At 69.9% G+C, this 26,508-nt stretch carries 24 protein-coding genes; 11 read left to right on the top strand and 13 right to left on the bottom strand.

Features of this window, described 5'->3' with window-relative positions:
* Window positions 1-19 precede the first annotated feature (19 nt).
* Window positions 20-2,902, top strand: coding sequence for a DMSO/selenate family reductase complex A subunit (locus tag FB473_RS03160; protein ID WP_167164758.1), 2,883 nt, complete (start codon window positions 20-22; stop codon window positions 2,900-2,902).
* A gap of 79 nt (window positions 2,903-2,981) precedes the next feature.
* Window positions 2,982-3,473, top strand: coding sequence for a flavin reductase family protein (locus FB473_RS03155; RefSeq protein WP_167164756.1), 492 nt, complete (start codon window positions 2,982-2,984; stop codon window positions 3,471-3,473).
* 169 nt (window positions 3,474-3,642) lie between these two features.
* Here FB473_RS03155 and FB473_RS03150 read toward each other — a convergent pair whose 3' ends face one another.
* The 8 genes from FB473_RS03150 to FB473_RS03115 form a co-directional block, all read right to left on the bottom strand.
* A complete protein-coding gene (locus FB473_RS03150; RefSeq protein ID WP_167164754.1) occupies window positions 3,643-5,394 on the bottom strand; it encodes a carbohydrate-binding domain-containing protein in 1,752 nt (583 codons plus the stop codon).
* Between the two features lie 18 nt (window positions 5,395-5,412).
* Window positions 5,413-6,180: a polyphosphate polymerase domain-containing protein gene (locus tag FB473_RS03145; RefSeq protein ID WP_208390413.1), complete on the bottom strand. Its 768-nt coding sequence runs from the start codon at window positions 6,178-6,180 to the stop codon at window positions 5,413-5,415.
* On the bottom strand, window positions 6,177-6,818 hold the full coding sequence (locus FB473_RS03140; RefSeq protein ID WP_167164752.1) for a DUF4956 domain-containing protein: 642 nt from the start codon (window positions 6,816-6,818) through the stop codon (window positions 6,177-6,179). Before FB473_RS03140 ends, FB473_RS03145 begins: the two co-directional genes overlap by 4 nt.
* A gap of 176 nt (window positions 6,819-6,994) precedes the next feature.
* Entirely contained in the window at window positions 6,995-8,680 is a 1,686-nt protein-coding gene (locus FB473_RS03135) for a DUF5719 family protein (protein ID WP_167164750.1), read from the bottom strand.
* Window positions 8,677-11,793: a glycosyltransferase gene (locus FB473_RS03130; protein ID WP_167164748.1), complete on the bottom strand. Its 3,117-nt coding sequence runs from the start codon at window positions 11,791-11,793 to the stop codon at window positions 8,677-8,679. The genes FB473_RS03135 and FB473_RS03130 overlap by 4 nt, the downstream gene beginning before the upstream one ends.
* 71 nt (window positions 11,794-11,864) lie before the next feature.
* Entirely contained in the window at window positions 11,865-12,125 is a 261-nt protein-coding gene (locus FB473_RS03125) for a WhiB family transcriptional regulator (protein WP_167164746.1), read from the bottom strand.
* Between the two features lie 215 nt (window positions 12,126-12,340).
* Window positions 12,341-13,183, bottom strand: a complete 843-nt coding sequence (locus FB473_RS03120; protein ID WP_167164744.1) for a hypothetical protein — start codon at window positions 13,181-13,183, stop codon at window positions 12,341-12,343.
* 16 nt (window positions 13,184-13,199) lie between these two features.
* Entirely contained in the window at window positions 13,200-14,276 is a 1,077-nt protein-coding gene (locus FB473_RS03115) for a sugar phosphate nucleotidyltransferase (RefSeq protein ID WP_167164742.1), read from the bottom strand.
* 70 nt (window positions 14,277-14,346) lie between these two features.
* On the opposite strand from FB473_RS03115, the gene FB473_RS03110 reads away from it, so the two are divergent.
* From FB473_RS03110 to FB473_RS03075, 8 genes are all read left to right on the top strand, one after another.
* Window positions 14,347-15,078, top strand: a complete 732-nt coding sequence (locus FB473_RS03110) for a TIGR03089 family protein (RefSeq protein WP_167164740.1) — start codon at window positions 14,347-14,349, stop codon at window positions 15,076-15,078.
* Between the two features lie 42 nt (window positions 15,079-15,120).
* Window positions 15,121-16,518 carry an LCP family protein gene (locus FB473_RS17845; protein ID WP_243863450.1) on the top strand — a complete coding sequence of 466 codons (1,398 nt, stop codon included), beginning with the start codon at window positions 15,121-15,123 and terminating at the stop codon, window positions 16,516-16,518.
* Window positions 16,519-16,523: 5 nt separating this feature from the next.
* Window positions 16,524-17,882 (top strand): sensor histidine kinase, encoded by a 1,359-nt coding sequence (locus FB473_RS03100; RefSeq protein WP_167164738.1) that lies wholly within the window; start codon window positions 16,524-16,526, stop codon window positions 17,880-17,882.
* A 22-nt stretch (window positions 17,883-17,904) separates the two neighbouring features.
* Complete coding sequence (locus tag FB473_RS03095) at window positions 17,905-18,561, top strand: response regulator (RefSeq protein ID WP_341770130.1); 657 nt, start codon at window positions 17,905-17,907, stop codon at window positions 18,559-18,561.
* 227 nt (window positions 18,562-18,788) lie between these two features.
* Window positions 18,789-19,670, top strand: a complete 882-nt coding sequence (locus FB473_RS03090; protein WP_167164736.1) for an ABC transporter ATP-binding protein — start codon at window positions 18,789-18,791, stop codon at window positions 19,668-19,670.
* Window positions 19,667-20,875, top strand: coding sequence for an ABC transporter permease (locus FB473_RS03085; protein ID WP_167164734.1), 1,209 nt, complete (start codon window positions 19,667-19,669; stop codon window positions 20,873-20,875). The genes FB473_RS03090 and FB473_RS03085 overlap by 4 nt, the downstream gene beginning before the upstream one ends.
* A 42-nt stretch (window positions 20,876-20,917) precedes the next feature.
* Complete coding sequence (ykgO, locus tag FB473_RS03080) at window positions 20,918-21,040, top strand: type B 50S ribosomal protein L36 (RefSeq protein ID WP_167164732.1); 123 nt, start codon at window positions 20,918-20,920, stop codon at window positions 21,038-21,040.
* Between the two features lie 68 nt (window positions 21,041-21,108).
* A complete protein-coding gene (locus FB473_RS03075) occupies window positions 21,109-22,341 on the top strand; it encodes an MFS transporter (RefSeq protein ID WP_167164730.1) in 1,233 nt (410 codons plus the stop codon).
* A 24-nt stretch (window positions 22,342-22,365) separates the two neighbouring features.
* On the opposite strand, the gene FB473_RS03070 is transcribed toward FB473_RS03075, so the two are convergent.
* The 3 genes from FB473_RS03070 to FB473_RS03060 form a co-directional block, all read right to left on the bottom strand.
* Window positions 22,366-22,530 (bottom strand): hypothetical protein, encoded by a 165-nt coding sequence (locus FB473_RS03070; RefSeq protein WP_167164728.1) that lies wholly within the window; start codon window positions 22,528-22,530, stop codon window positions 22,366-22,368.
* Window positions 22,531-22,720: 190 nt separating this feature from the next.
* Window positions 22,721-23,230, bottom strand: coding sequence for a 5-(carboxyamino)imidazole ribonucleotide mutase (gene purE / locus FB473_RS03065; RefSeq protein ID WP_167164726.1), 510 nt, complete (start codon window positions 23,228-23,230; stop codon window positions 22,721-22,723).
* Complete coding sequence (locus FB473_RS03060) at window positions 23,227-24,438, bottom strand: 5-(carboxyamino)imidazole ribonucleotide synthase (protein WP_167164724.1); 1,212 nt, start codon at window positions 24,436-24,438, stop codon at window positions 23,227-23,229. Before FB473_RS03060 ends, purE begins: the two co-directional genes overlap by 4 nt.
* On the opposite strand from FB473_RS03060, the gene FB473_RS03055 reads away from it, so the two are divergent.
* On the top strand, window positions 24,437-25,153 hold the full coding sequence (locus tag FB473_RS03055) for a Type 1 glutamine amidotransferase-like domain-containing protein (protein WP_167164722.1): 717 nt from the start codon (window positions 24,437-24,439) through the stop codon (window positions 25,151-25,153). The genes FB473_RS03060 and FB473_RS03055 overlap by 2 nt on opposite strands.
* A 342-nt stretch (window positions 25,154-25,495) precedes the next feature.
* Here FB473_RS03055 and FB473_RS03050 read toward each other — a convergent pair whose 3' ends face one another.
* On the bottom strand, window positions 25,496-26,011 hold the full coding sequence (locus tag FB473_RS03050; protein ID WP_167164720.1) for an AAA family ATPase: 516 nt from the start codon (window positions 26,009-26,011) through the stop codon (window positions 25,496-25,498).
* Window positions 26,002-26,508 (bottom strand): PH domain-containing protein, encoded by a 507-nt coding sequence (locus tag FB473_RS18385; protein ID WP_167164718.1) that lies wholly within the window; start codon window positions 26,506-26,508, stop codon window positions 26,002-26,004. Before FB473_RS18385 ends, FB473_RS03050 begins: the two co-directional genes overlap by 10 nt.

Here is a 26,508-nt window from a genome sequence, read left to right as displayed (position 1 = left end):
GACGGGAGCCCGCCACATCATGCCCTCGCAGGCCACCGCGCTCGGGCTTCTCGGGCGACTCACGCTTCGTCCCTTCGACCCCCAGACCTGGCTCGCCCTGGTGGACTCGCTCGACCTGGCCGGCCCGGCCTCGCGTCCCGTGACGATCGAGCAGGCTGCCCGCGAGCTGCTGGACGACGAGCAGGCCGCCCGCCGCGAACACGACCGACTGTTCTTCGGCACGTCGTTCCCCTCCCTGGAACTGTGGGAGTCGTGCTATCTCACCGACGGGGACGACGCCCCGCGGCTGCTCTCTCATCGCACCGAAACAGTCCTGCGTGACTACGGTGCCCTTGGTCTCGCGCCGGATCCTGCCTACCGGCAACCCGGTGACCACTGGGGCTTCGAAGCTCTGTTCGTCGCCCGGCACATGACCGATCCGGGGGCCGAGCCCTTCGTCCGCGACCATCTTCTCCCCTTCACCTCTTTGTTCGCCGCCGCGCTCGCCCACCATGCCTCGTCACCGGCCTACCAGGCCCTGTCCCAGGTGATCGCCGGCGTCGTGGAGGCTGTCGCGTCCGAGATGTCCGGGACGACGATCGCCGGCGGCCATACGGACGCGTCCGACCCGGAGGGCTTCGTCCCCCTGACCGGATGGTCCGACGAACCCACGACGACCGTGGCGTGTGGGCTGGGCAACGGCGGATTCCGCAACCCGATCGCCGTCGAGACGCGCAACGGTTGCGTCCTGGGCATCGGCCCGGGCGACCGCTCGACCGACGGCGTGCCGCTGCGCAACATCGCCATCGACTTCGAGTACCACAACACGTTCCTGGTGGGTCAGCGACTGCGCCACCCGCTCAGGAGGGTCGGCCCCCGCGGCGACGGCAGGTTCGAGCGGATCTCGTGGGACGAGGCCCTCGACACCATCGCCTTCCAGCTGCGCCGCGTGAGGCAGCGCTACGGCCCCACCGCCCGCTTCGTGCACTATGCGTCGGGTATCAACTCCGTGGCCAGGGGAAACGTCATGGCCAAAGGGCTCCTCGCGCTCGACGGCGGCTACCTCGACTCCTACAACAGCTACAGTTCCGCCTGCACCGCCCACGCGACGAAGTACACCTACGGCACCGGGATGACCGGCAACAGCCCGGACGACTTCGTGAACTCCAAGCTGATCGTCCTGTGGGGCCACAACCCCGTCGAGACGGGCTTCGGCACACAGACCGCCGATTGGCTGCGCCGCGCCAAGCGCAACGGCACCATGATCGTCGCCGTCGACCCCCGGCTCAGCGACACGGCTCAGGAACTGGCCGATCACTGGATCGCGATCAGGCCGACGACCGACAGCGCGCTCGTGGACGCGATGGCCCACACCATCGTCCGCGAGGGCCTCCACGATCAGGAGTTCATGGACGCCCACTGCCTCGGGTTCGACGCCGCCCACATGCCCGAGGGCTACGAGGACGAAGAGGACTACCTGAGCTACGTGTTCGGGAAACGAGACGGCATCGCCAAGACGCCGCAGTGGGCCGAGCCGATCACCGGCGTGCCCGCCGAGACCATCCGCTGGCTGGCCAGGCTGTACGCCACCACGAAACCCGCCGCACTGCTGCAAGGGCTGGGGCCCCAACGCACCGGGAACGGGGAGCAGACGGTGCGCTCCATCTGTGTGCTGCCGGGCCTCACCGGCAACATCGGCATACCGGGCGGGGCCGCATCCGGCGTCGGCGGTATCCGGGCACACGCCAGACCGGCGAACGTGGGCCTGGTCCCGAACCCCTACCCGGGCCGGATCCCGGTCTTCCTGTGGACGAAGGCGATCACCGACGGCACCACGATGACCAGGCGGGACGACGGGCTCCAGGGCGTCGATCACCTCGACGCCGACATCAAGCTCATCATCAACCTCGCCGGGAACACCCTGGTCAACCAGCACTCCGACGTCAACGAGACGACGCGGATCCTCAGGGACGAGACCGCCTGCGAGTTCATCGTCACCTCCGACCTGTTCATGACCCCGAGCGCGCTGTTCAGCGACATCGTCCTGCCCGGCACCTCGCTGTTCGAGACCGACAACATCGGCACCCCCTGGCAGTTCGGCGACTACCTCATCTCGAACAACCGCACCGTCGCACCGCTGTTCGAGGCACGCTTCGAGTACGACTGGCTCGCCGACCTCGCTGAGCGGCTCGGCCTCCGCGACGAGTTCACCCACGGCGGGAAGAACCTGGTGGGCCGGCTGGAGGAGACCTACGAGGCGACCAGGGCCGCGGAGCCCGACCTTCCCCCGTTCCAGGAGTTCCGGCGGGCGGGGCTGTTCAAGTACCCCGACGGAGAACCCTTCATCGCCTTCCGCGACCAGATCACCGACCCCGAGCATCATCGGTTCCCCACGCCGTCCGGCCGGATCGAGATCTTCTCGCCCGCACTCTTCGAGCTCCACCAGCCCGCTGACATCCCGGCGATACCCAAGTACGTGCCGAGCTTCGAGGGCCCCCAGGACGGTCCGCGGACAGCCAGCTACCCGTTTCAGCTCGTCGGCTGGCACACCAAGCGGCGCACCCACTCCACGCTCGACACGAGTGAGCGCTTGGAGCGCTTCGAGCCCCACCGGCTGTGGATCCACACGCTGGACGCCGAGAGCCTCGGCATCGCCGACGAGGACGAGGTGGATGTCTTCAACGATCGAGGACGCGTCGTCGTGCGTGCCCGGGTGACCGATCGCATCGCGCGGGGCGTCGTCGGGCTGGCGCAGGGTGCGTGGTTCCGGCCCGGGCCCGGCGGCGCGGACATCCGGGGAAACATCAACATGCTGACCACACAGCGCCCCACCCCGCTGGCGAAGGGCAACCCCCAGCATTCCAGCCTCGTGGACGTGCGCAGGCATGTGCCGCAGACGGAGCCGGCGATGTCGCCGACGTGACGGCGGCTGCTCGCCTCGGGCTCACCCGGCTTCGAGGACTTCTCCAGCCGACGATCGAGGACAGGACAACACGACCCACATGAGCAGGCTCATCGAGGACTTCACAACCGCCTTCCGCACTCATCCGGCTGCGGTGGGCCTCATCACCGCGACCACCGAACGCGGGCCGGTGGGCCTCACAGCGTCCAGCATCGCCTCGCTGAGCACCGATCCGCCGGCGCTGTCGTTCTCTGTGATGCGGGACGGCGGCTCAGCCGGAGGCATCCTCCACGCTCGCACTTTCCTCATCCACCTGCTCGGCGAACAGCACAGGGACATCGCGGACGCCTTCGCGCGTCCGGACGGGCCGCGGTTCGTGCCGGAGCAGGGGTGGCGGCGGCTGCCCACAGGTGAGCCCCACCTGCCATCGGCTCCGGCGGCACTGCGTGCTCGTCCCCTGGAGATCGTCGAGGTGGGTGCCTCGCGGCTCATCGCCGCGGAGGTGCTCGACGTCGTACCGGGCCCGGAGGCGAGCCCGCTGCTCTACCACGACCATCGGTATCTCACCCTGGCGTGCGCCCAGGTGCTCTAGTTCTATCGGGGTGAGCATCGCAGACCTGGTGACCACGTTCCTTCAAATTTCGGACGAGAACCGACGGAAAGCCCACGACTACGGGTAACGCAGGCCGGCTATCGGGAGATGCGCTATTTCAAGGAACCTGGTCACGCCGATCCGCCACCACGCACTCGTCCGGGGAACATCAGCCGTTGCGGCCGCCCGGGCCGCCGCCCATGCCGCCCCCGCCGCCCATGCCTCCGGCGGACTGGCCGGCCGTCGCGGTGGTGGTGCTCCCGTCGACGCTGATCGTGTACTGGTCCCCGCTGACCACGGCGCCGGACGAGTAGACCACCATCGAGAACGCCTTCGACGAGGTGAACTCGCCGAGCACGGTGCCGTCCGCGTCCTGGATCCGCACGGTCGAACCCGCTGAGCCGGAGGCCTGCGCCATCACCCAGCCCTGGGCGGACGAGGAGTCCGGGGACTCCGCCATGCCCGCGCTGCCGAGGGCGATGACCGTCCCTCCGTCGATCGCGAGGGTGCCGTTGGCGTCCAGCGCCGAGTTGTCGCTCGCGGTGGGGCCGTGGACGACGACGGTGCCGCCCTGGATCGTCAGGCTGCCGTTGGAGTCCAGGCCGTCACCCTGGGCGTCCACCGTGACCGTTCCACCCGAGATCGTCAGCGTCTCGCCCGTGTCGCCCATGCCGCCACCCATCCCGGTCGTCGTGGTGTTGCCCGCGGCGTTGATGCCGTCGTCGCTCGTCGTGAGGCTGATCGTCCCGTTCGTGATCGAGATGTCGACACCCTCCAGGCCCTCGACGGCCTCGCTCACCGTGATGTCCCCACCGTCGACGATCAGCGCGGCGTCCGCGTGGACGGCGTCGTCACCGCTGGCGAGGGTGAGGGTTCCCCCGGCGATCCGCGCCGACCCGTTGGTGTGCACGGCGTCGTCGGAGGAATCGACGTCCAGGGTGCCGCCCTCGATCACGAGCGCGACGCCGGCCTTGACGCCCTTGGTCGAGACGTCCTCGGAAGGCTGCGTCTGGTGGCCCGACCCGGTCACGACGTGGAACTGTCCCCCGGTGATCACCACGTCGGTCTCGCCGGTGATGCCGTCCCCGCCGGCCTCGACGGTCAGCGTTCCGCCGGTGATCAACACGTAGCCCGCGGTCGCGTCCTCGTCCTGATCGGACTTGATGCCGTCACCACCGCTGGTCACCGTGAGGGTACCGCCCCGGATCGTCACGGAGTCCTTCCCGCGAAGGCCGTCGTCGGCGGCGTCGACGGTGATGGTGCCCGACAGGACGACGAGGTCGTCCGTGCTGGTGATGCCGTCGTTCCCGTTGCCCGACACGGTCAGGGCTCCGGTTCCGGTGATAGTGAGGTCGACGTCGGCGTAGAGAGCCGCGTTGGCCTGCGTGCTGTCGTCATACGATTGCGCGTCCGACAAGGAGTTCTGCGTGCCATCCGCCAATGCGACGACCGCATCGTCCGCGGAGACGACCTCGATGGCCGGCGAGTCGTCGCTGGTGATCGTCGCCCCGTCGAGGATGAGGACGACCAGCGCGTCGTCCGGGGCCGAGACGACGACCCGGCCGGCCAGCGTCCCGCTGAGCCGGTAGACGCCGGCGGCGGTGATCGTGACGGTCGAGCCGTCCACCGTCACTCCCTCGCCGTCCGCCGACGCCGTGGAGCCCGACAGGGTGATGCCGGTGGCGCCCTCGGACGACCACTCGTCGTCGTTGACCACCGTCGCGTCGGCGTCGTCCGCCAGCACGGCGGCAGCGCTCAGGTCGGAGTCCGCCGACGCGGTGGCCGAGGAGGTCGCGGAACTGGACGCCGAGGACGTGCTCGTGCTCGGCGACGGGTCCGTCGAGGTGGTCTCGGTGGTGCACCCGGTGATGCCGAGTACGACGGCCGCGAGGAACGCCGGGAGGATCAGTCGCTTGTTCATGGGGGTCCTTGTCGTGGGTCAGCGCGTGAAATAGGTAGTCAGAGGCCGGTGCCACTTGTTCGATGGGAGCCCGGGGTGCAGGGCGGCCAGACCCGTCGCGTACTTGCTGAACGACTCGGGCCGGTATCCGTGCGCCCACAGGACCCGGTCGAGGGCAGACGCGTGCCCGCCCGACTTGGTCTCGATGATCGCCACGTCGCCGAGCGTGAGCGTCCCGGCGTCCGCGTCCTGCCAGGACAGGTCGATGTCGACCGTCGCACGGCTCAAGCCGTCGGGCTGCAACAGCGTCCCCCTGCGGTATCGCGTGGTCACCACGGGTTCGAGGACGCCCACCCGCGCGGTTTCCACTCCGGCCCCGGCGAGCGTGCCGACCGCGTACTGGCGGCCCAGGGGGGTCAGTTCATGGCGCTCGTCGATCCCGTAACACATGCGTTCCTTGACGGTCACGCGCCGTGTGCTCCTGGTCTTGACCTCCAGGTAGGCGGCGTCCGCGTCGAGGTAGGCGCGCGTCCGCAGCTTGAACCGCCGCGGACGGCTGCGAGCCGCGAGGCGGAAGCTCAGCAGATCGGGGGTGTCGAAGTAGACCGACTCGTAGGTCGACAGACGCTGCCCGTCGGTCTCCAGCACGCGGAACCCGGTCGGCAACCCTGCAAGGAGGCGCTCGGCCTCGTCGCGCCACATCATGTACTTGCGGTCCACCCGGGTGAGCAGCGATGCCCCGCCGACGACCTCGTCGAGAGTGACCGAGCCGTACCGGGCGAGGCTGCCCGCCATGCCGCCGCTCATGATCGCACCTCGACCCGGACCGCGCCGTCGCGCGCGGCGCCGGTCAACGCGTGTATGCCGGCGCTGTCGGTGTGGACCGCCTGCGGGGACCGGCTCTTCCCGGTTCCCGTCTGATAGCAGACCCGCACGAGGGTGGTGTCGTTGACCAGATCGAGCCGTTGCACCGTCATCGACCGCACCCGGCCACCGACGATCTGCTCGACGCGCTCGCGCAACTCCTGCTCGTCCGTGATCGCCTCGTCGACGTTCACCACATGTTCGCGGTAGCGGGAAAGCAGTGAGGGGTGGTCACCGATGAACATGACCACCAGGACGAGCCCGATGAGTGCGATGGCGACCCAGCCGGTGCCGAGCCCGGCGATCAGGCCGATGGACAAGGCCGAGAAGTAGTAGGCGACCTCGTGCTGTTCGATCTCCGAAGACCGCAGGCGGATGATGGACAGGACTCCGAACAGCCCCATTCCGAGCCCGATCCCCACGTCGACCGAGCCGAGCACGGAGGCGACGGCCAGCACTCCCGTGTTGACGCCGAGGAAGGCGACGACCAGATCGCGGCGACGATGCCGGGTGAAATAGATGCCGAGGGCCAGGATCGTGATTGCCACCTCGTCGATGACGATCATGATGAGGGAGTCCATGGGGCCGTCTCCTTACGTGTTCTTCTCCGGCTTGACTCCTTTCATTCAATTTCTGGTCACTTTGCTGTAACTTTGAGGCGCCTGTGAGTCACCTGTGAGGCCCGCCCGCATCTCACTCATCTCTGCACGCGGAGCATCGATCACACTTGTCAAGGCCCAGTTACTGCCGACAGGTCCTAGCGGCCCATCCCCGCCTCGGGCTGGATCGGGATCCACGCCTGTGAACGTGCCGAGTATTCCAGTGGCACCGCGGACAGCCCCGAGCCCGAACTCGAATGGACGAGCAGCGCACCGGAGACAGGCCCGTTGGACGTCAGCCGCACCGTGGTCGCTCCGTCGGGGATGTCGACCGTGGCGACCGAGCCTGCGAGCACCGTGCGAGCGGCCGGCGCCTGATCCTCACCCCAATCGACCCGCACCAACGCCTCGCCGTCACCGGAGTTCGTGATCTGCAACGTTCCGGTACCGGGGACGACCGCGACCAGGTCCTGCGCGGCCGCGCTCTGCTCGTCCAGTTCGCCGGGGACGACGGCGAAGTCGCCCCCCGCCGTCGCGAACAAGGACGCCGCGAAGTCCTCCCGACCCGTGATGACCAGCGCCGCCGGAACCCCGTTCAACGCGGAGGTGAGGTCGACCTGCACGGTGCGCTGGGCATTGAGCGCATAGCTCTCGTATCCGGGAAGCGCATACCTGCCCGCGCTGGTGATGGCCTCGATCGAGACCGCGTTGCGCGTGGTGCCCGGGTTCGACAGCAGCAGAAGGGTGCTGCCCGAGCCCTCCGGGACGGCCGGGATCACCACTGTGCGCCCGAGGATGGTGTTGCTGGCGAAGTCGCCGCCGTCGTCGCGAACGGCCTGCGCGACGGCCAGGACGCGTCCCAGGCTCGTGCGGACCCTCGCCCCGACCGCGTCGACCGAGCCCGCGTACGCCGACAGATCGACGACGTGCTGCGAGTTCGCCGGCACCGTCACCCCGCGCAGGCTGTCGCCGGTGATCTCACCGTCGGGGCCTGTCAACGTGATGTCGATCAGGGCGTCCTCGGACTCCGGATTGATCACGAGCAGGGTCGCCCCGTCCCCCCCGGGCAGTTGCACGTATTGATCGGTGCGCGGCGAACGGCACGATCCGTACCACTGCTGGGTGTCGCTCGACATCACGGTGCCGCCCACGACACTGCTCTCCGACAACGTCGGGGTGAGGATCGTGGCCGTCGTCTGATCGCCGATGCTGAGCGGGCCGGTGAGGGTGGACGTAGCGGTCGACCCGAGCTCGCGCAACCGGATGTCGCCGTCCGACGAGGACGCCACCAGCGTCGCCGGACCGGTGTCCGACACCGGGCACGTACGGCTGATGGCCGTGACCAGGGGCACCGTCTGAGGAACGGGGGCCGGCTGGGCCGGGACGAGGCCGATCCCCAGGCATGCGATCAGCCCGAACAGGCCGAACGCCAGCGCCAGACGGCGTCGCCTGGCCTCGACTGCGGTGAGAGCCGGACGAGGAGGAGCCGTGCTCGCGCCGCCCTGTGATCGAGGCGCACGCAGCCCTCTGGTACGCGAGGCGGACTTCTCGGCCGACGCGTGGGAGTCCACCACCACGGTCTCCGCTCCGGCGGGTTCCGACTCGGCTGCGGCCCGGCGTCCTCTCCGGGGCGCTGTCTGCTCGGGCTCGGCCGCCGCAGTCGGCTCAGGCTCGGGCTCGGAAGCCGCCCGGCTGGGGCGCCGCGCCGCCGGGGGCGGCGTCATGGCCGCGAGTTCTTCGTCCCGCAACGCCCTTCGCACGGCGGTGGTCTCGGCGTCCGGCACGTTGTCCACCGGGTCGTTCGGGGCGTCGGGCGGCAGCCCACGCCGGGGTCGCTGACTCATCTGCGCGCACCTCCCCTGCGCCCCTGGCCTGCCAGGGCTCGACGTGGGGCGTTCACCTTCTGCGCGGTGGGTGCGGCGAGGACGATGAGAAGGAGGATGCCGCCCGCGAGCCAGAGGACGGACGCGACATCCATGCGCATCCAGACCCTCAACTCACCGCTGCGGCCGTCCGCATCCCAGGCCTGACGCCAGTCGCCCGAGTCCGCGGATTCCAGCTGCCGTCCCCCGGTCGAGGCCCGCCAATCGGGATCGGCCGGCTCGCTCGCCACGATCAACGCACCGGCCCGCGGATCGGAGACGGTCATGTCACTGATCGGGGTCTCGGTGTCACCGGCGGCCAGCATGATGCGGCTGGGTTGTGTGGTGACGGTGAAGACCACTGTGCTGTCGTCCAACTGAGCCACCCCCAGCGATGGTGACGACGACAGGTTCGACACCGACTGAGTGCTCGCGCCGCGCAACCACACGTGCCCGATACCGAGTTGTGCCAGCCGGGACGCGAGATCGTCCGACGGCTGACCCTGGGCGAACTGCTGAGCCGATCGCAGTATCTCCTGTGTGGCTTCGGCGCTGGTGGACAGCACGGGGGACTCACCGGTGCCCCACTCCGGGGAGGTGGCCGAGGTCACGTTGAACTGCGCGGTCCCGCCCGTGAGGTCGATCATCAGGGTCCGGGTGGCACGCGAGGACGCCTCGACGCCCACGACATAGGTGGGCAATGTCTCGGTGTGCCGTTCCAATTCGGACGTGCCCCCGATCACCCACCACGCCGCGCCGACGGCAAGGGCGAACGCGAGCACGGCCCCGAGCAGGTTCCGCCGCCGGGTCGCCTCTCCCGAGCCCCCGTCATCCGGGCCGTCGTCCACCGACACCTCCGGGGGACGGCCCAGACCGAAAGCGGCGAGCACGAGCAGGGCGAACAGACCGAGCAACACCCACGGCACCGGGTCCGGTCGCACCGAGACCCCGGCCACGGAGACCACGAATCGGCTGAGGACGACACCTGCGAGCGGGCCGGCCGCGACCGCCACGTACAGCAGGCGACGCGTTCCCGGACGGATCGCGTCCGACCGGATCGCTCCGACGATGCCCGCCGCCCACACGGCGGCCACGACCACGGCCCCCACGACCATCGGGGTTCCCGGCTCGTGCGCGGAACCGGTGAGGACGTCCAGCCCGCTGGGCGCCAGACCGGCCGATGTGCTGGCCGGATCGCTGCCGACGAGCAGCCGGCCCGGGTCGTCCAGGAGCCGCGGCACCCAGGCTCCCAGCACCAGGAGCGGGCCGAGCACCGCCACGAGACCACCACGGACGTCTCTGCGCCACACGGCCATCCACACGCCGACGACGCCGGTGATCACCAGCATGAGGGGCATGAAGCTCCCCAGCACCGTGCCGATCAGGGCGAGCGAGGCGGGCAGGCGCCACCCCTCGGCGCCCTTCGTGTCCGCGTCGATCCAACGACGCATCACCGATCCCATGATCGGCAGGCATACGGCGACGACCACGGCGTCCATCGAACCGCTGGATGTGGCGCCCACCACCGGCAGCAGGGTGCCCCACAGGCAGGCGAGCACCGGCGTCCACCAGCCGTGGCCGGTGATCGGGCGCAGGAAATAGAACGCCGCCCAGCCCGCCAGAGCCGGCCCCCCGAGGACGAGCACGGACGCGAACCAGTCGGGGTGACCGAGAGCCAGGGTCGATCCCAGGGCCGTGAACGCGAGCCACGGCGCGTTCGACCCCGCCATCCCCGCGTCGGCCTGGGCCCAGGCGGCCCAGGCGTCGTGAAGGGTCGGTGGGGCGGCGAGGAGCTGGGAGCCCTGCAGGAACCCGAAGCGTATGAGATGGCGGCTCGCCACCACGCTGACCAGCAGCATCACGATCATTCCGATGATCGGGGGCGACCAGAAAGTGGTCCGCTGGGGTCCGCCGGCGAAATCGTCGCCCGTCAGCTCGTCGAGGCCGCCGTCGTCGTCCTCGTCGACGAGGTCGTAGTACCGATCGCTGATCGCCCCGGCCGTCCGGTCGAAGAATCGCCGCACGCCCCACGACCTGTCCGGGAGCAGGCCCGCGGGCACCTCACCCTGGCTCTGCTCACGCACCCGCGCGTTCGCGGCGACGAGCATCCGGCGACGGCCCACCAACTGGAACGCGGCTTTCATCCTGCTCGCGGCGAGGCTCGGCGACTTGCCCAGCAGAAAGCCGATCGACGAGACGACCGACTGCAGCCACAGACGGCTGACGGTGCGTCCGGGCTTCTCGGCATGCATGGTGACCACGGACATGCCGGCAAGCCGGTCGGCCCGCTGGGGATCGGGCGCGATGGTACTGTCGCGCAGCCCGACGCGTCCCGCCTCGATGTGACGCAGCGCCGCCGCCGGACAGGTTCGCACGATCAGGCCCCGCGCGTTGGCCCGCCAGCCGAGATCGACGCCGTCGCGGAACAGGGGGATCTCGGGCGACAGCCCGCCCAGCGCGTGCCAGGCGTCCATGCGTATGAGCAGACCCGCCGTCGACGCGCCGAGCACGGGAGCGGGCTCCTGCTGGTGCTGATCGATGTCGCCCGCCTCGACCGTCAGGACGCGCATGCCCGACCGCGCGATCGACTCGCCGACCGCGCTCATCTGATCGGGATGGTTGCGGCGCTTGGGATGCAGGAGCTTGGGGACGAGGATCGCGGGTCCCTCACCCTCGGCCGGGGGCGTCGCCTCGCGGAGGAGTTCCGACAGGCAACTCTGACGGGGGGCCGAGTCGTCGTGCAACAGCCACAGCCATGACGGACGGAACCCCTGGGCCTCCGCCTCGCGCACGGCCGTGTCGACGTTGGCTCCGAAACCCTCGGCGGGCTCGCCGTCGAGGACGACGTCGACGATGCGCTGCGCGCGAGCCCGTTCGAGCAGTTCCCGAGTACCGTCGTGCGAACCCGCGTCCATCGCGATCAGGCCACCGGGACGCACGTCCAGGCGTGCGAGGGCGAGAAGAGTCCGGGGCAGCCACTGGTCACCGTTGTGCGCGACGAGCACCGCCAGCACTCCGCTGGCATCCACCGGTGTGGGCGGTTCGTCGGGCCGTTCGTGGGCCCAGGCCCACATGTCACTCGGCCGGTCCGTCACCTCATGCACACTACCTGCAGAAGCGAAGAAGGGCAGATCCGACGGGCTTTGCCATGTCCGCGAGCCCGGGCTCAGACCGCCCTGCGCCTCAGCTTGCGACGCTCACGCTCCGACAGTCCACCCCAGATGCCGAAACGTTCATCGTTTGCCAGTGCGTACTCAAGGCACTCGGCCCGAACTTCGCAGCTCTGGCAGACTCGCTTGGCCTCACGGGTGGATCCTCCCTTCTCGGGGAAGAACGCCTCCGGGTCGGTCTGGGCGCACAGCGCCCGCTCCTGCCACGCCAGGGCACTTTCGTCGCTGATGTCGACGAGCGCCAGGAATGCTTGCATACCTGTTCCTCTCGTTCCTCTCGACTTTCACTGCTGACCCTGTCCAGAGTTTGTTGAGGTTTTGCCCGGACAAGTCATCCCCCTGCGCGGCACCTGGTACCGGGTGCCGCATGACTTACAAGGACGAAATTACACGCCTGTGGTTAACCGCGCGTCAAATTGAAAGAAGTCGCAACTATCTGTTGAACAGATGGATCAGGTACGCAAGTATCTGTTCACTCGGCGCGAGTGATCGGAGTCCACTTGGGGGGTTCCCGCCGCGGCGACGGCGGCGCGCCACCGTCTCCCGCGTCCTCCCCCGAGGTGGGCGACAGATAGCCGTCGGCGGCCTCCGATGCCGTCGTCCACGGCATACCCCGCGCAGGCGGTCCGGACGACTCGACCGGTGGCTCGGCGTCGGCCAGTGCGTCCGGGCCTATCCCACCGCGCGACCACAGCTGCCGTCTGACAGGGGCGGGCGGGGGAACAGCCTCGGGCAGCGCCGGCGGCGGCACAGAACTGCTCGCCGGGGCACCGGTGGCAGCGTCCCCCGCACGCGCCCACTGCAGACCGACGGCCTCCTCGGCCCGCCAGACCGGATCGGGCCCCCGGCGCCGTGCCCCGTTCCCCTCGTCCCCGGGGACGCCGGCCTCGTCCGCGCTGTCGGGACGCAGACGCCACAGCACCGCCGCACACGCGGCCTTGACGAGGGTCTCCACGACCCCCCCGACCACGCCCAGCGCCTCACCGACGGTGAGCTGCCCGAGCAGGCCGAGCACCAGGAACACCAGCGCGTCCACCGCGACGATCATCATGACGATCGCCGCGGCCGTGACGAGTCTCCGCGAGCGGCGCGGCCGCGGCTCGATGAACAGGCATGCCAGCGCCAGCGCGACGGCGAGGAAGACCCACACCAGCGATGGGGACGACGAGCCCGCCTCCTGGGCGGCCGCCGCGACGGCGCTGCCTCCGGTAGTGAGCATGACGAAACGACCGACACTCAGCCCCACGTAGACCGACAGCACGACGAGCACGACGACCATGGCCGGCCCGCGCAGTCCCTTGGCGTACTGGATCATCCGTCCTCCTCCGTCCTCAGGCCAGCTCGGCGCCCGCCTCGTCGGCGACCTGCTCCACCAGGGTCTTGATCTGTTGGGACGCGGACAGCGGCGCCACCAGGGTGGCGAACTCGGTGCGCACCACCACCACGTCATCGAGGCCGAGCACGGCGAGCACGCTGTCGTCGGTGGCGTTGACCAGCAGGTTGCCGCTCGACTCGCGCACCACCGTCGTGCCCATCCGTGCGTTGCAGTCGGCATCGTGGTCGAGCACGTCCCACAGGGAGGCGAAGCTGCCGACGTCCGCCCAGGTGATGTCGAGGGCGATCGCGGCCACCCGTGCCGACCCCTCGCCGCGGGACACCGGCTCCATGACCGCGTAGTCGACGGAGATCTTCAGCAGGGTCGGGTAGATCTCCGGCAGCAGTTCGGGACGGGCGGCGAGCTCCAGCACCTTCGCATAGGTGCCGGGCAGCAACACGGCGAGCTGGTCGAGGAAGGTGCGCGCACGCCAGACGAACATGCCGGAGTTCCACCAGTACCGCCCGCTGGCCAGGTACTCCTGCGCCGTGGCGGCGTCCGGCTTCTCGCGGAACTCGTCGACCGCGCTCGCCCGGCCGTAACCCGCGATGTCCTGCCCGCGGGCGAGGTATCCGTACCCGGTGTGCGGGGACGTCGGGACGACTCCGAACGTGACCAGCACGTCAGGGCGGTCCTCGGCGAGCCGGAACCCGTTGGTCAATGCCTCGGTGAACACCTCCACCGGTGAGATGAGCTGGTCGGCGGTCACCATCGCCACCACCGCGTCCGGGTCGCGCGCGGCCAGCACCGCGGCCGGCCAGGCCGCTGCGTTGAGCGAGTCACGCCCCTCCGGTTCACCGAGCAGGTTCTCCGGCGCCAGCTCCGGCAACTGCCGGCGGACGACGTCGGCGTAGTCGGCTCCCGTGCACACCAGCACCTGTTCGGGCGCGACGACCCGCGACACCCTGTCCCAGGCGAGTTGCAGCAGGCTGCGCCCCTCGAACAGGGGAAGCAACTGCTTGGGCTCACCCTGACGCGACAAGGGCCACAGCCTCTTGCCCGAGCCACCTGCCATGATCACCACGTAACGCACACCGACAATCTAGCCGGTGCCATTACGAGAGCCGTGTGCACATGCGGGCGCCTGCATCTACGATGGGCGAATGATCCGCCCGTTGAACCCCCGCCTCGGGTTGGGAGTACTGGAAGCCTTGGAGGAGCGTGTGCTCCACGGAGGCAGCGCGCCTCTGCTCACCTGGTACGACCTCGACCACGGCCAGCGCACCGAGTTGTCCGGCCGTACTTTCGCCAACTGGGTCGACAAGTCGGCCAACCTGCTCGTGTCCATGGACGTCGACGAGTTCCCGCGCGTCGCGAACACGGTGCTCATCACCAATCCCGGCCATTGGGTGGGACTGGTCTGGACGATGGCCACGTGGCAACTGGGCGGATGCGTCGTGGCCATGCCACGGGAAGGACTCGCGTCCACGGATCTGCTGGACGCGGCCGTGGTCGGCCCGGAGGACCCGCACCCGGTGCCCGGCGTCGAGACCGTGGCCTGTTCGCTGCACCCGCTGGGTGGGCCCTTCGACCGCAAACCGCTGGGCGTGACCGACTACGCCGAGGTGCTGAGCCAGCCCGACGTGCACTGGCGCGTCCCCGCGACCCGGCCCGTCTGCTTCGAGACCGACCTCGGCCATTCGTGGGACGACCTTGCCCAGGTGGAGCCGTCCGACGACCGCCGGCTGCTGCGAGCCGGCCTCGATCCCTGGCGCACGGTGGTCGAGGGACTCGTCGCTCCCCTGCTGGGCCAGGGATCCGCCGTCGTGACCGTCGGCGGCACCGACGAGCAGGTCGAGCGGATCGCGGGCCAGGAACGCACCACACGCCCGTAGCAGACCCGGCCGGCGCACATTCCCCACTAGTACCCTGTGGGCATGACTGAGCGCCCCGGCCCGGATGAACGCCGTCACGTCAGGAGCGATTCGCAGCGCCAGGACGATCTCGACTGGCTCTACGACAGCACCGCGCGTCCCGCCCAGTCGCCGAGGCCGCGGGTCACCACCGAGCCGTACGCGGACGATTCCGCCTCCGGGCAGCAGGCAGCCCGCATCGGGCGGACGAGCGCCGGCGACCGATCCGGGCGCCGCGAGGCACAGGGGAACCAGGCGCGATCAGGGGCGCAACCGGGGTACCGGGGCACGTCGGGTGCTCGCTCGGCGGGCTCGCGCCCATCGGAGGCCAGGCAATCGGCGTCCCGAGCCGGGCATGCCGACGCGAGGAACACCGCCGGGCGTCCACCCGCTGCACGCGACCCACGGGACCGCGCCGGGGATGCGGCCCGCACCTCACCGAGGCCACGGAAGCGCCGGGGACGACGGGCGCTGCGGCTGCTCAGGCTGGTCGTCATCCTCCTGGTCGCCTGGCTGGCCTGGCTCATCGGGGTGCCGCTGTACGCCGCGGGTCACATGCAGACCGTGGACGAGTCGCAGTCCACCGACCGGCCCAGTACACAGCCGGGCACAGCCGTGCTGCTCGTCGGCACCGACAGCCGCGAAGGTCTCAGCGAAGCGGAGCGTGAGGAACTGGGCACCGGCGATGCGGCCGGGTCCCGCGCCGACACGATCATGCTGCTCTATCGCCCCATCAGCGGGCCGTCGGTGCTCGTCAGCCTGCCCCGCGACTCGTATGTCAGCATCCCCGGCTACGGCCAGGGCAAGCTCAACGCGTCCTATGCCTACGGCGGCCCCGCACTGCTCACCGAGACCGTCGAGCTGGCGACCGGCGTCCAGCTCGACGGCTACCTGGAGATCGGGTTCGGAGGCTTCGCCAGCGTCGTGGACGCGGTCGGCGGCGTCGACGTGTGCCTCGACGCCCCCATGCAGGACGAGTACGCCAACATCGACCTCCCGGCGGGTTGCCAGACCCTCGACGGGGCCAACGCGCTCGGCTACGTCCGGCAGCGCTACCAGGACCCCGAGGGCGACATCGGGCGCGCCAAGCGGCAGCGCGAGGTCATGGGTCAGGTGGCATCCAAGGTCGCCTCGCCGGCGACCGTCCTCAACCCGTTCCGCTACTGGCGGATCAACATGGCCGCGAAGGACATGCTCACCCGCGGAGACGAGACCGGCACGGGCGACCTCATCGGGGCGGCTCGCGCACTCATCGACGTCTCCAGCGGCGACGGCCTGTCGCTGGTCGTCCCGATCTCGGATCCCGCGGGCGTCACCGACGACGGCCAGTCGGTGGTGGTGTGGAACCACGACGACGCGCTGGCGATGTTCGACGAGATCTCGCAGGGTGACACGTCCCAGCTCAGCCGGTTCGCGAGCTGATCGTCATGCGCCTGGGGCAGCGGATCGCCACCTGGTTCGGCACGGACGACGACTTCGTCCGCCCTCCGCAGCGGATCACGCGCGCCGACGTCGTGCTCGTGGTGGCGTTCGCCCTGATCATCGCCGTCAACCGGGAGCTGGAACGGCCCGTGACCGGCGCCTTCCTGCCCGACCGGCCGATCTGGGTCGAATACCTCGCCATCGTCACCGGCGCGTTCCTGCTGCTGGCACGACGCGTCTGGCCCACCCCCGTGGCCGCGCTCGCCTTCGCACATTTCTTCGTGACCTGCACGTTCATCCCCGAGGTGGGATACACCCTGCTCTACCAGGGCATCTGCTTCTTCGCGATCTACTCGGCCGCCGCCTGGGCGCGCGACCGGCGGGCCGGCGCCGTCGTCCTCGGCGCCATCACGATCGCCATGTTCGGCTGGGTCGCCTGGGACGTCGCGGTCGGCAGTTCCCTCGACTCGTTGCGTGAAGCGGTCGCGACCGGGGACGAGGACCTGCGCCCTGGCATCCTGCCGCCGGTCGTGTCGATGGTGCTCGACACGTTCCTCGTCAACACCCTCTACGTCGTGGGCGCCATCTGGCTCGGGCGCAACGCCTGGTGGCAGGCCCGCAGCCAGGCCGTCCTCGCCGAGCAGGCGTCCACCATCGCCGAGCAGTCGGCCCAGTTGCAGCGCAGGGCGGTGACGGCCGAGAGGCTGCGCATCGCACGGGAACTCCACGACGTCGTCGCGCATCACGTGTCGGTGATGGGTATCCAGGCCGGCGCGGCGCGGACCCTGCTCGACAAGCATCCCGACCAGGCACGGGAAGCGCTGTCGACCATCGAGGACTCCTCGCGCACCGCCGTGCGTGAGATGCGGGGCCTGCTCGGGGCCCTCCGCGGGGCCACGGAGGACGCCGAGCCGGCCTCCCGTGCGCCGGAGCCCTCACTGGCCGAACTGCCTGCCCTGTTCGCGCAGATCACGGAGGCTTCCGGGCTACGGATCGCCTACACCGAGGCGATCGACGAGCCCGAGGCCCTCACCCACGTCCCACTGCCGTTGCAGCTCTCGCTCTACCGCATCGTCCAGGAGGCGCTCACCAACGTGCAGCGGCATTCCACGGCCCAGCAGGCCCGCGTCGTCATCCGCGCCCACGGGACGAGACGCCCGGGGGGCTGGGTGGAGGCCGAGGTGCTCGACGACGGGCGTTCCCTGCCGGGCACCGGCGGCACCGGGCTCGGCCAGATGGGCATCCGGGAGCGGGTCGCCTCGCACGGCGGAACCGCCGAGATCGGGCCGAGGGTGACCGGCGGCTATCGTGTGCGTGTGCGCCTGCCGCTCGCGCACGAGCCGGAGGACTGCCCCCTTGCCTGACGATGTGACCGCACCCGCACCCATCCGTGTTCTGTTGGTGGACGACCAGCAACTCGTCCGCACCGGGTTCCGCATGATCCTGTCGGTGTCCGACGACGTGGAGGTCGTCGGCGAGGCGGGTAACGGCGTGGACGCCGTCGAGCAGGTCGCGCGGCTGGCGCCCGACGTCGTGCTCATGGACGTGCAGATGCCGGGGATGGACGGCATCGAGGCGACCAGGCAGGTGGCGCGGACCACCCGTGTGGTCATCCTCACCACCTTCGACCGGGACGACTACCTGTTCGACGCGCTCGACGCCGGAGCCTCGGGCTTCCTGCTCAAGAACGCGGGGCCGGAGATGCTCGTCGAGGCGGTTCACGCGGTGGCCCGCGGCCACGCTCTCCTGTCGCCCGAGGTGACCACGCGCGTGATCGCGCAGATGGCTCGTCCCGCCGGCTCGGTTCCGGCGTCCTCCGCACGGGGCCGTCCCACCGGCCCGGCCGGCGCCGAGCTCACCGAGCGTGAGACCGAGGTGCTCGTCCAGATGGCGTACGGGCTGTCGAACGCGGAGATCGCTGCCGAACTGGTGGTGGGCGAGGCCACGGTGAAGACACACGTCTCGAACATCCTGACCAAGCTCGGGCTGCGCGACCGCGTCCAGGCGGTCGCGTGGGCCTATCGCAGCGGCCTGCTCCGCTGACCGACGCCGGGTGCCCGTCGCCCTTCGACAGGCTCAGAGACCGGATGGACAGGCTCAGGGACCGGATGGACAAGCTCGGGGACCGGATGGGCAGGCTCAGGGACCGGATGCTCGCAGGGCCCGTCCCCGCCTCACCCGAACGACGGACTCCCGATCTCCGTCGCGTGGCCGATGCGCCCGCGGCGCGCGCCCGGCAGGCTGGGAGCATCCCACCAAGGAGGCGATCGATGCTCGAGGTATCCCACCTCACCCGAACGTTCGGGCAACTGAAAGCCGTCGACGACGTGTCGTTCGACGTGCCCACCGGCCAGATGATCGGTTTCGTCGGCGGCAATGGCGCCGGCAAGACCACGACCATGCGCATGATCATGGGGCTGTTGGCACCCGACGGGGGCACCGTCACCTGGAACGGCCGCCCGATCACCCGCGAGGACCGCGCACACTTCGGCTACATGCCGGAGGAGCGGGGCCTGTATCCCAAGCAGGCCATCGTCGACCAGCTGATCTACATCGCACGGCTGAAGGGCATGACGGCCGCCGCCGCACGTGCCGAGGCCACCTCGCTCATGGAGCGGTTCGGGCTCGGCGATCGCCTGAAGGACAAGCTGGAGAAGCTCAGCCTGGGCAACCAGCAGCGCGTCCAGATCGCTGCCGCGGTGATGGCGAACCCGATCGCACTGATCCTGGACGAGCCCTTCAGCGGCCTGGACCCGAAGGCCGTCGACCAGATGGCCGGGCTGCTCGCCGAACGGGCCGCCCGCGGTGTGCCCGTGCTGTTCAGCAGCCACCAGCTCGACCTGATCGACCGGCTGTGCGACGGGCTGGTGATCCTGTCCGAGGGCCGGATGGTGGCGGACGGCACCAAGGACGAGCTCGAATCGCGAGGACGCCTGCGCCATCGCCTCGTCGTGGACGGCGACGCCGGGTGGGTGCGCGATTTCCCCGACGTCCGCGTGGACGACGTCGACGGCTCCACGGCCCTGGTCGAGTTGCAGGGTCCCGGCGCGGAGCAGGCCCTGCTCACCGAGGCATTGCGCCGTGGGAGCGTGCACGAGTTCGCCATCGTCCGCCCGACCCTGTCTGAGATCTATCGAGAGGTGACAGCATGACCAGCAACGCACCCACGAGGACGGCCCCCGACCAGGAACGTCAGCCCCCGTGGCTCACGGTGACCATCCGCGAGGTCATGGTCAAGCTGACCGATCGCGCATTCGTCATCGGCACGTTCGCCACCCTCGCGATGATCGTCCTCGCCGTGGCGGCCAGCGTCTTCTTCAGCTCGCGTCCCGAGACGATGAACGTCGTGGTCACCTCCCCCGAGTCGGCCGCCATGGCCGCGGCCGTGGGGGACGCCGCCCACGCCGCCGACGACCGCTACAGCGTCGACCTGACGACGGTCGACACCGCCGATGCCGCCGAGAGCCTGGTCCGCGACGGCGACGCCGATGTGTTCGTCGATCAGGTGGACGGCCGCTGGCAACTCACCTACGACTCCAGCCCGGACGCCACCTTCGAGCAGTACTTCAGCCAGGTGCTCTCGAGCCAGACGATCGCCGCGCTCGCGCAGGAGGCGGGCGCCTCGCCCGGCGATGTGGCTCAGGCGATGGGTTTCGACTCCGAGACCCTGGGTGGGGACGCGGCCCAGGGGGTGATCGGCTACATCGCCGGACTCGCCTTCGCCGTGCTGTTCCTGATGTCGTCCATGACCTACGGCATGCAGATCGCCCAATCGGTGATCGAGGAGAAGCAGTCCCGCATCGTCGAGATCCTCGTGTCGGTGATACCCGTGCGCCAGTTGCTGGCCGGCAAGGTGATCGGAAACACGCTGCTGTCGTTCGGGCAGATGGTGCTCATGCTGGGCACGGCACTCATCGGCATCGGGTTCACCCCGTTCAAGGACATGCTGCCGAGCTTCTCCAGCGCGATCGGGTGGTTCCTGCTGTTCTTCCTCGCCGGCTTCCTGGCGCTGGCCTGCGTATGGGCCGCGGCCGGTGCGATGGGCACGCGCTCGGAAGACCTCCAGCAGACCAGCCAGCCCCTGATCTGGGTGCTCATGGTCGTGTACATGGCGGGCTTCCTGGCGAGCGGCACGGCACAGGTGGTGCTGAGCTTCGTCCCGATCGCCTCCAGCGTCCTCATGCCGGTGCGTCTCGTCCAGGGCACGGTGGCCTGGTGGGAGCCCGTCGTCGCGCTGCTGATCAACGTCGCCTTCTCGGTGCTCACCGTCCTGCTGGGCGAGCGCATCTACCGGCGGGCGCTCCTGCAGACCCAGGGCCGCTTGACCTACAAGCAGGCCTTGGCCCTGACGGATTGAGGCCTATACTCCAATCGATAACTATTATCAATTGGAGGCGTGATGAAGGTCCGTTCGTCGTTGAGATCGCTCAAGCAGCAGCCCGGCTCCAAGGTGGTGCGGCGACGCGGGCGGGTTTACGTGATCAACAAGCTCAACCCGCGTTTCAAGGCCCGGCAGGGCTGACCGCGGCACCGCTCCCAGCGGGGGTGCTAGCCTCCTGAGGTCTCCCCGCGCGAAAGGAGCGCCCGCGCATGCCCGCAGACACCACCGGCGAGAGCCGCACCACGGGTGACGGCTCCGCCCCAGGACAGGGCGGGGCCGTCACCGGCGGCCTCGTCCCCGTGCTCCTGGTGGCAGCCTGCCTGCGCACCCCGCTGTCGGGGGTGAGCCCGCTCGTACCGCGGATCGGCGCGCAGCTCGGGTTGAGCGCACCGGCGCTGGGTCTGTTGACGACGCTGCCGCTCCTCGCGTTCGCCACCGTGTCGCCGTTGGCCGGCTGGGTGTCCGGGCGTTGGGGAATGGGGCGCACGTTCACGGTCTTCCTCTCGACGCTGGCCGTCGGCATCCTGCTCCGCTCGGCCCCGGGAGTCGGGTCCCTGTACACCGGCACGGTGCTCATCGGGGCGTCCATCGCGTTCGGCAACGTGCTCGTCCCAGCCCTCATCAAGCGCGACTACTCGGCGTCCATGTCGTGGCTGACCGGTGTGTACTCCGCCGTCATGACGGGGCTGGCGGGGGTGGCCTCCGGGATCGCCGTCCCACTGAGCGACGCGCTCGGACAGCGATGGCGTCCCGCTCTCGCCGCTGCGCTTCCGCTGGTGGTCGTGGCACTCGCCGTCTGGATCGGCCGGTCGCGCCGCCTCGGTGAAACCCCTCTCACCGTGACTCGGGACGACGGCTCACGCGGCGGACGAGCCGCCTGGGCACATCTGCTGCGCTCCCCCGACGCCTGGGCGGTCGCGGTTTTCATGGGGCTCCAGTCGACGACCTTCTACATGCTCCTCGCATGGCTGCCGACCATCGAGCGCAACCTCGGGGTCTCCGACGCCGGAGCGGGAGCACATCTACTCGTCTTCCAGGCGGTCGGTGTGCTCGCCGGGCTGGTGGTGTCGCGCTGGATGCAGCAGACCACCGACCATCGTGTGCCGGCCGCGGTGACCGGCATCGCCATGGTCATCGGCGTCGCCGGTCTGCTCGCCCGGCCGCAGTTGCTCGGCTTGTGGATCGTGATCACGGGATTGAGCCAGGGATCGGCCATCGTCGTGGCGCTCGCACTGCCCGGACTGCGCTCGCAGGGGCCTCGGCAGACGGCCCGCCTCGCGGGGATGGCCCAGTCCCTGGGCTATCTCATGGCGGCTGCCGGCCCGACCGTCGCGGGCTGGCTGGGGCAATCGGACGGGTGGGACGCGGTACTCATCGTCGTGGGAGCCCTCGCCTGCGTCCAGGCTGTCGTCGCCCTCCCCGCGGGACGTCACGCCGGGTGACCGACACGGCGCCCGGCCTGTGTGTCACCGGTGCCGGACTCGTGCCGAGCGGATGACGAGCCAGGCGAGTACCGCGACGGCCACGATGCCGAGCAGATTCCCCGACAGCCCGCCCAGGATCGCCGCACCGACCCGGAAGACCAGGATCACGATCGCGATGCCGAGCACGTACTTGATGATCTCCTTCACGGCTTCCTCCCTCGTCCGAGAAGGCAAGCCAACCCCGCCCGGCCGGGCATCCCAAGGAATCGGCCGGACGAACCGGGCATGCCCCCGGACGACCCCGAGCGTTCCCTGAGACCTGACGGCATCGCCGGCCAAGCTGCCGGGTGGGCTTCACGCGGCCCGCCTGAACCGGCCGCGGCGCGGACGTATGCGGCTACACGTGCCCCGGCGAGTTCTGGCGGACCCGCTCGCCCTTCGCCAGAGCCTGGTCACGCAGTTCGGACTGGAATGCGATCATGCGCTCGGTCAGCCGCTGATCGCCGCTGGCCAGGATGCGAACCGCCAGCAGACCGGCGTTGCGCGCGTTGCCGACGCCCACCGTCGCCACCGGCACCCCGCCGGGCATCTGGACGATGGACAACAGCGAGTCCATGCCGTCCAGGTGCTTGAGCGGCACGGGCACGCCGATGACCGGCAGTGGGGTGAGCGCGGCCAGCATGCCGGGCAGATGGGCGGCTCCCCCGGCGCCCGCGATGATCACACGCAGACCACGGTGGTGGGCCTGCCGGCCGTAGGTGACCATCTCCTCGGGCATCCGGTGCGCCGACACCACGTCGGCCTCGTACCCGATGCCGAACTCCAGCAGGGCCGTCCCGGCCGGCTCCATCGTCGGCCAGTCCGAGTCCGATCCCATGACGATCCCCACCAGTGGCGGCCTGGTCATGACTGTCCCTCCCTGATCTCACCCATCAAGTAGCGCGCGGCGTGCCGGGCACGCCCGAGCACATCGTCCAGATTCTCCCCGTAGGTCACCACGTGACCGACCTTGCGTCCCGGACGCACGCCCTTGCCGTAGAACTCGACGCGCAGCCGGGGGTCGCGTGCGAAGCAGTGCAGCAATTCGCTGGTGAGGTCGGTGACCGTGCCGCCGAGCACGTTGACCATGACACACCAGTCGTCGCGCAGGCGCGGGTCGCCCAGCGGTAGGTCGAGCACAGCGCGCAGATGGTTCTCGAACTGACTCGTCCGGGCGCCGTCGATCGTCCAGTGGCCGGTGTTGTGGGGACGCATCGCCAGCTCGTTGACCACCACCGAGCCGTCTGTGCGCTGCATGAGCTCAACGGCCAGGACGCCGACCACCCGCAGGTCGTCGGCGATGTCGAGGCCGAGTTTGGTGATCGCAGCGGCCTGCTCGTCCGGCAGCCCGGGGGCGGGGGTGATCGTCTCGCGGCACACCCCGTCGCGCTGCACGGTCTCGCTGACCGGGTAGGCGACGGCCTGGCCCGACGGGGAGCGGACGACGATGACCGACAGTTCGCGGGCGAAGTCGACGAACTCCTCACCGATGATCTGCACCGTCTCACCCGCGGACGCGTCGAGCGATTCGGCGAAGGGTTTCGCGGCGTCCTGGGGGCCGTCGAGCTTCCAGACGCCGTGGCCGTCGTAGCCGCCGCGACTGGCCTTCGCGATGATCGGCCAGCCCACCTCGTCACCGAAGGCACGCAGGGCGGCCTCGTCGGGGCACCGCCGCCATGCCGGGGCGGGCGCGTCGAGTGTGCGGGTGAGACGCTCGCGCATCAGCAGCTTGTCCTGGGCGTGTTCCAGTGCCTCGGGCCCCGGGCGGACGAGCAGGCCCTCGTCCACGAGACCCCGCAGGATCCTCGTCGGCACATGCTCATGGTCGAAGGTGATGACGTCACAGCCCGCCGCGAACTCGCGCACGATGGCCTCATCGGTGTAGTCGCCGACCGTGACGTCCTTGAAGACACGTGCGGCGCCGACGTCCGGCCCCTCCGCCAGCAGTCGCAGGTTCACATCGAGGGCGATCGCAGGGGCGTACATCATGCGCGCCAACTGGCCGCCACCGATCACGCCGATGGTGGTGGAACGACTCACCCGCCCAGCATAGGCGGCGTGGGATGATGAACTCATGACGACGCACATCGTGACCATGGGCGGTGGCGGGTTCTCCATGGCGCCCGACGGCGCACCCACCAACCTGGACCGATACCTCGTCGAGCTCACCGGACGGCGCAGTCCACTCGTGTGCTTCGCCCCGACGGCCTCGGCGGATGACCCCACCTATGTACGGAAGTTCCTCACCGCGTACGGCACGCTCGGCGTCCGGACGATGGTGCTCACTTTGTGGACCGACGCCGGCGCATCGGTGGCCCGGCTGGAGCAGGCCGACCTGGTGGTCGTCGGCGGGGGCCACACCGTGAACCTGCTCGCCCTGTGGAAGGCGCACCGCGTCGACCAGATGCTCGGACGCATGGCCGCTTCCGGGCGCGACCTCGTCCTCGCGGGGCTGTCGGCGGGCGGGGCGTGCTGGTACACCGGTTGCGTGACCGACTCCTTCGGCGACTACCGGCCCTGGCCCCACGGTCTGGGCATGCTGCCGGGCTCGTTCTGCCCGCACTGGAACGGGGAACCGGAACGGCACGCGGTCTACACCGGTGCCATCGCCTCGGGCGAACTCGACGCGGGCTACGCAGCCGACGACGGCGCCGCCTTGCACTGGGCGGACGGACGACTCACCGACGTCGTGGCGGAGCGCGAGGGCGCCGGGGTGCTGCGGCTCACCGCGAGCGACGAGCCCGCGAGCGGCGGCATCGTCACCGAGCAACTCGCGGTGGACCTGCTGTAGCGTCCGGCCTTTTTCGCGGGTCGATGTAACGCGTAGGCATGTGCCGTGGATGCCCTCAGCCCTGATCACATCGTCGCTTGACACCAAAACCCTGCGCAGCGCACATCGACACGCCCAAGCAAGCGCTTTCCGTCGCGTTCCCGGACGACTGGTGCGCAGAAAACAGGGCGGACGCCCTGAGCCGCGAGGCGGTCCGACCACGCTGTATCGGTCCTCGCCCGACTCGGCGTCGAGAAACGACTCGATCTGGCGACGATGCCCTCCGGGCCCGGCTCGGCCGGAGGATCGACGAACCCGGTCGTGAACCCGCTGAGCCAGGCAGCGCGGCCGGGCCGCCTGCCATCACTTCCCCAGCACCGCCATGACCTCGGCGAACACCCGGTCGTGGTCGAGGGGACGCGCGTTGTCGACGAGCCAGTGCGGCTCGCCCGCCCAGGGCTCGGTCTCGGCGTAGCGCGCGACCACGTCGTCGAACGTCAGCCTCGGCAGCCCGGGCACCACCTCACGCGCCTCCAACCTGGCCTGGTGCAGGGCGAGATCGGCACACACCACCTCGACGAACAGCAGCGGCGTGCTCTGCTCGCGGGCGAGCCGCGTCCACATGTCACGGGCATAGGTCACGTAGTTGGCAGCGTCCACGATCACGTGATGCCCGAGCGCGAGATTGTCACGGGCCACCTGCTCGGCGACCAGGTAGGACGCCAGCCCGGTCGCGAACGATCGCTCGAACTCGGCTTTGACGAGCGACGACTCCACACGGTCGACGTTGACGACCGCAGCCGGCATCCGCTCGGCGAGCCCCAGGGCGACTGTCGTCTTCCCCACCCCGGGCAGACCGGCCATCGCGATCAGTGCCACGGCAACTCCCCGGGCGCGTCCCACGGCGACTCGTCGGCCACGAGTTCGCTGACCGCGTGGCGCATGTCGCGGATGTGCGGCAGGTTCCGCAGGGCCACCCGCTCGCCGCCCATCGTGGTCAGCACGAGCGTCCCCGAGCCGAACACGAGGTCGCCGGCGCCGCGGGTGTGGGTGACGTCCACCACCCGGTTGAGCGGCAGGTCGTGACCGCCGCGCCGCACGAGCCCCCACCGGGTGACGATGCGCCGGGTGGTCAGCGTCGTGGTGGTGGTCGCCCACCGCACCAAGGGACGCACCACGAGCATCACCGCTGCCAGGGCCCCCGCGCCCGCGACCGCATACTGGCCGACCGGGCGCCAGTCCTCCGGGACGGCGGCGAGGCCCCACCCCACCACCGCAGAGACCACCAGTAGCGCCACGACCGGCCCGATCAGCACGCGGGCATGCGGCCGGGTCGTGATGACGAGGTCCTCGTCCGGGGAAAGTCGCGTGGCCAC

It is taken from the genome of Brooklawnia cerclae, from assembly GCF_011758645.1.
GTDB classification, from domain to species: Bacteria; Actinomycetota; Actinomycetes; order Propionibacteriales; family Propionibacteriaceae; genus Brooklawnia; species Brooklawnia cerclae.
This window is presented reverse-complemented; position numbering and strand designations above follow the sequence as displayed.

Coding starts and splice junctions, on each gene's coding strand:
- FB473_RS03060 (WP_167164724.1), bottom strand. CDS start 24,438: ATGAGTTCATCATCCCACGCCGCCTATGCTGGGCGGGTGAGTCGTTCC.
- FB473_RS03160 (WP_167164758.1), top strand. CDS start 20: ATGCCCTCGCAGGCCACCGCGCTCGGGCTTCTCGGGCGACTCACGCTT.
- FB473_RS03075 (WP_167164730.1), top strand. CDS start 21,109: ATGCCCGCAGACACCACCGGCGAGAGCCGCACCACGGGTGACGGCTCC.
- FB473_RS03085 (WP_167164734.1), top strand. CDS start 19,667: ATGACCAGCAACGCACCCACGAGGACGGCCCCCGACCAGGAACGTCAG.
- FB473_RS03100 (WP_167164738.1), top strand. CDS start 16,524: ATGCGCCTGGGGCAGCGGATCGCCACCTGGTTCGGCACGGACGACGAC.
- FB473_RS17845 (WP_243863450.1), top strand. CDS start 15,121: ATGACTGAGCGCCCCGGCCCGGATGAACGCCGTCACGTCAGGAGCGAT.
- ykgO (WP_167164732.1), top strand. CDS start 20,918: ATGAAGGTCCGTTCGTCGTTGAGATCGCTCAAGCAGCAGCCCGGCTCC.
- purE (WP_167164726.1), bottom strand. CDS start 23,230: ATGACCAGGCCGCCACTGGTGGGGATCGTCATGGGATCGGACTCGGAC.
- FB473_RS03135 (WP_167164750.1), bottom strand. CDS start 8,680: ATGAGTCAGCGACCCCGGCGTGGGCTGCCGCCCGACGCCCCGAACGAC.
- FB473_RS03055 (WP_167164722.1), top strand. CDS start 24,437: ATGACGACGCACATCGTGACCATGGGCGGTGGCGGGTTCTCCATGGCG.
- FB473_RS03090 (WP_167164736.1), top strand. CDS start 18,789: ATGCTCGAGGTATCCCACCTCACCCGAACGTTCGGGCAACTGAAAGCC.
- FB473_RS03140 (WP_167164752.1), bottom strand. CDS start 6,818: ATGGACTCCCTCATCATGATCGTCATCGACGAGGTGGCAATCACGATC.
- FB473_RS03120 (WP_167164744.1), bottom strand. CDS start 13,183: ATGATCCAGTACGCCAAGGGACTGCGCGGGCCGGCCATGGTCGTCGTG.
- FB473_RS03110 (WP_167164740.1), top strand. CDS start 14,347: ATGATCCGCCCGTTGAACCCCCGCCTCGGGTTGGGAGTACTGGAAGCC.
- FB473_RS03125 (WP_167164746.1), bottom strand. CDS start 12,125: ATGCAAGCATTCCTGGCGCTCGTCGACATCAGCGACGAAAGTGCCCTG.
- FB473_RS03145 (WP_208390413.1), bottom strand. CDS start 6,180: ATGAGCGGCGGCATGGCGGGCAGCCTCGCCCGGTACGGCTCGGTCACT.
- FB473_RS03150 (WP_167164754.1), bottom strand. CDS start 5,394: ATGAACAAGCGACTGATCCTCCCGGCGTTCCTCGCGGCCGTCGTACTC.
- FB473_RS03155 (WP_167164756.1), top strand. CDS start 2,982: ATGAGCAGGCTCATCGAGGACTTCACAACCGCCTTCCGCACTCATCCG.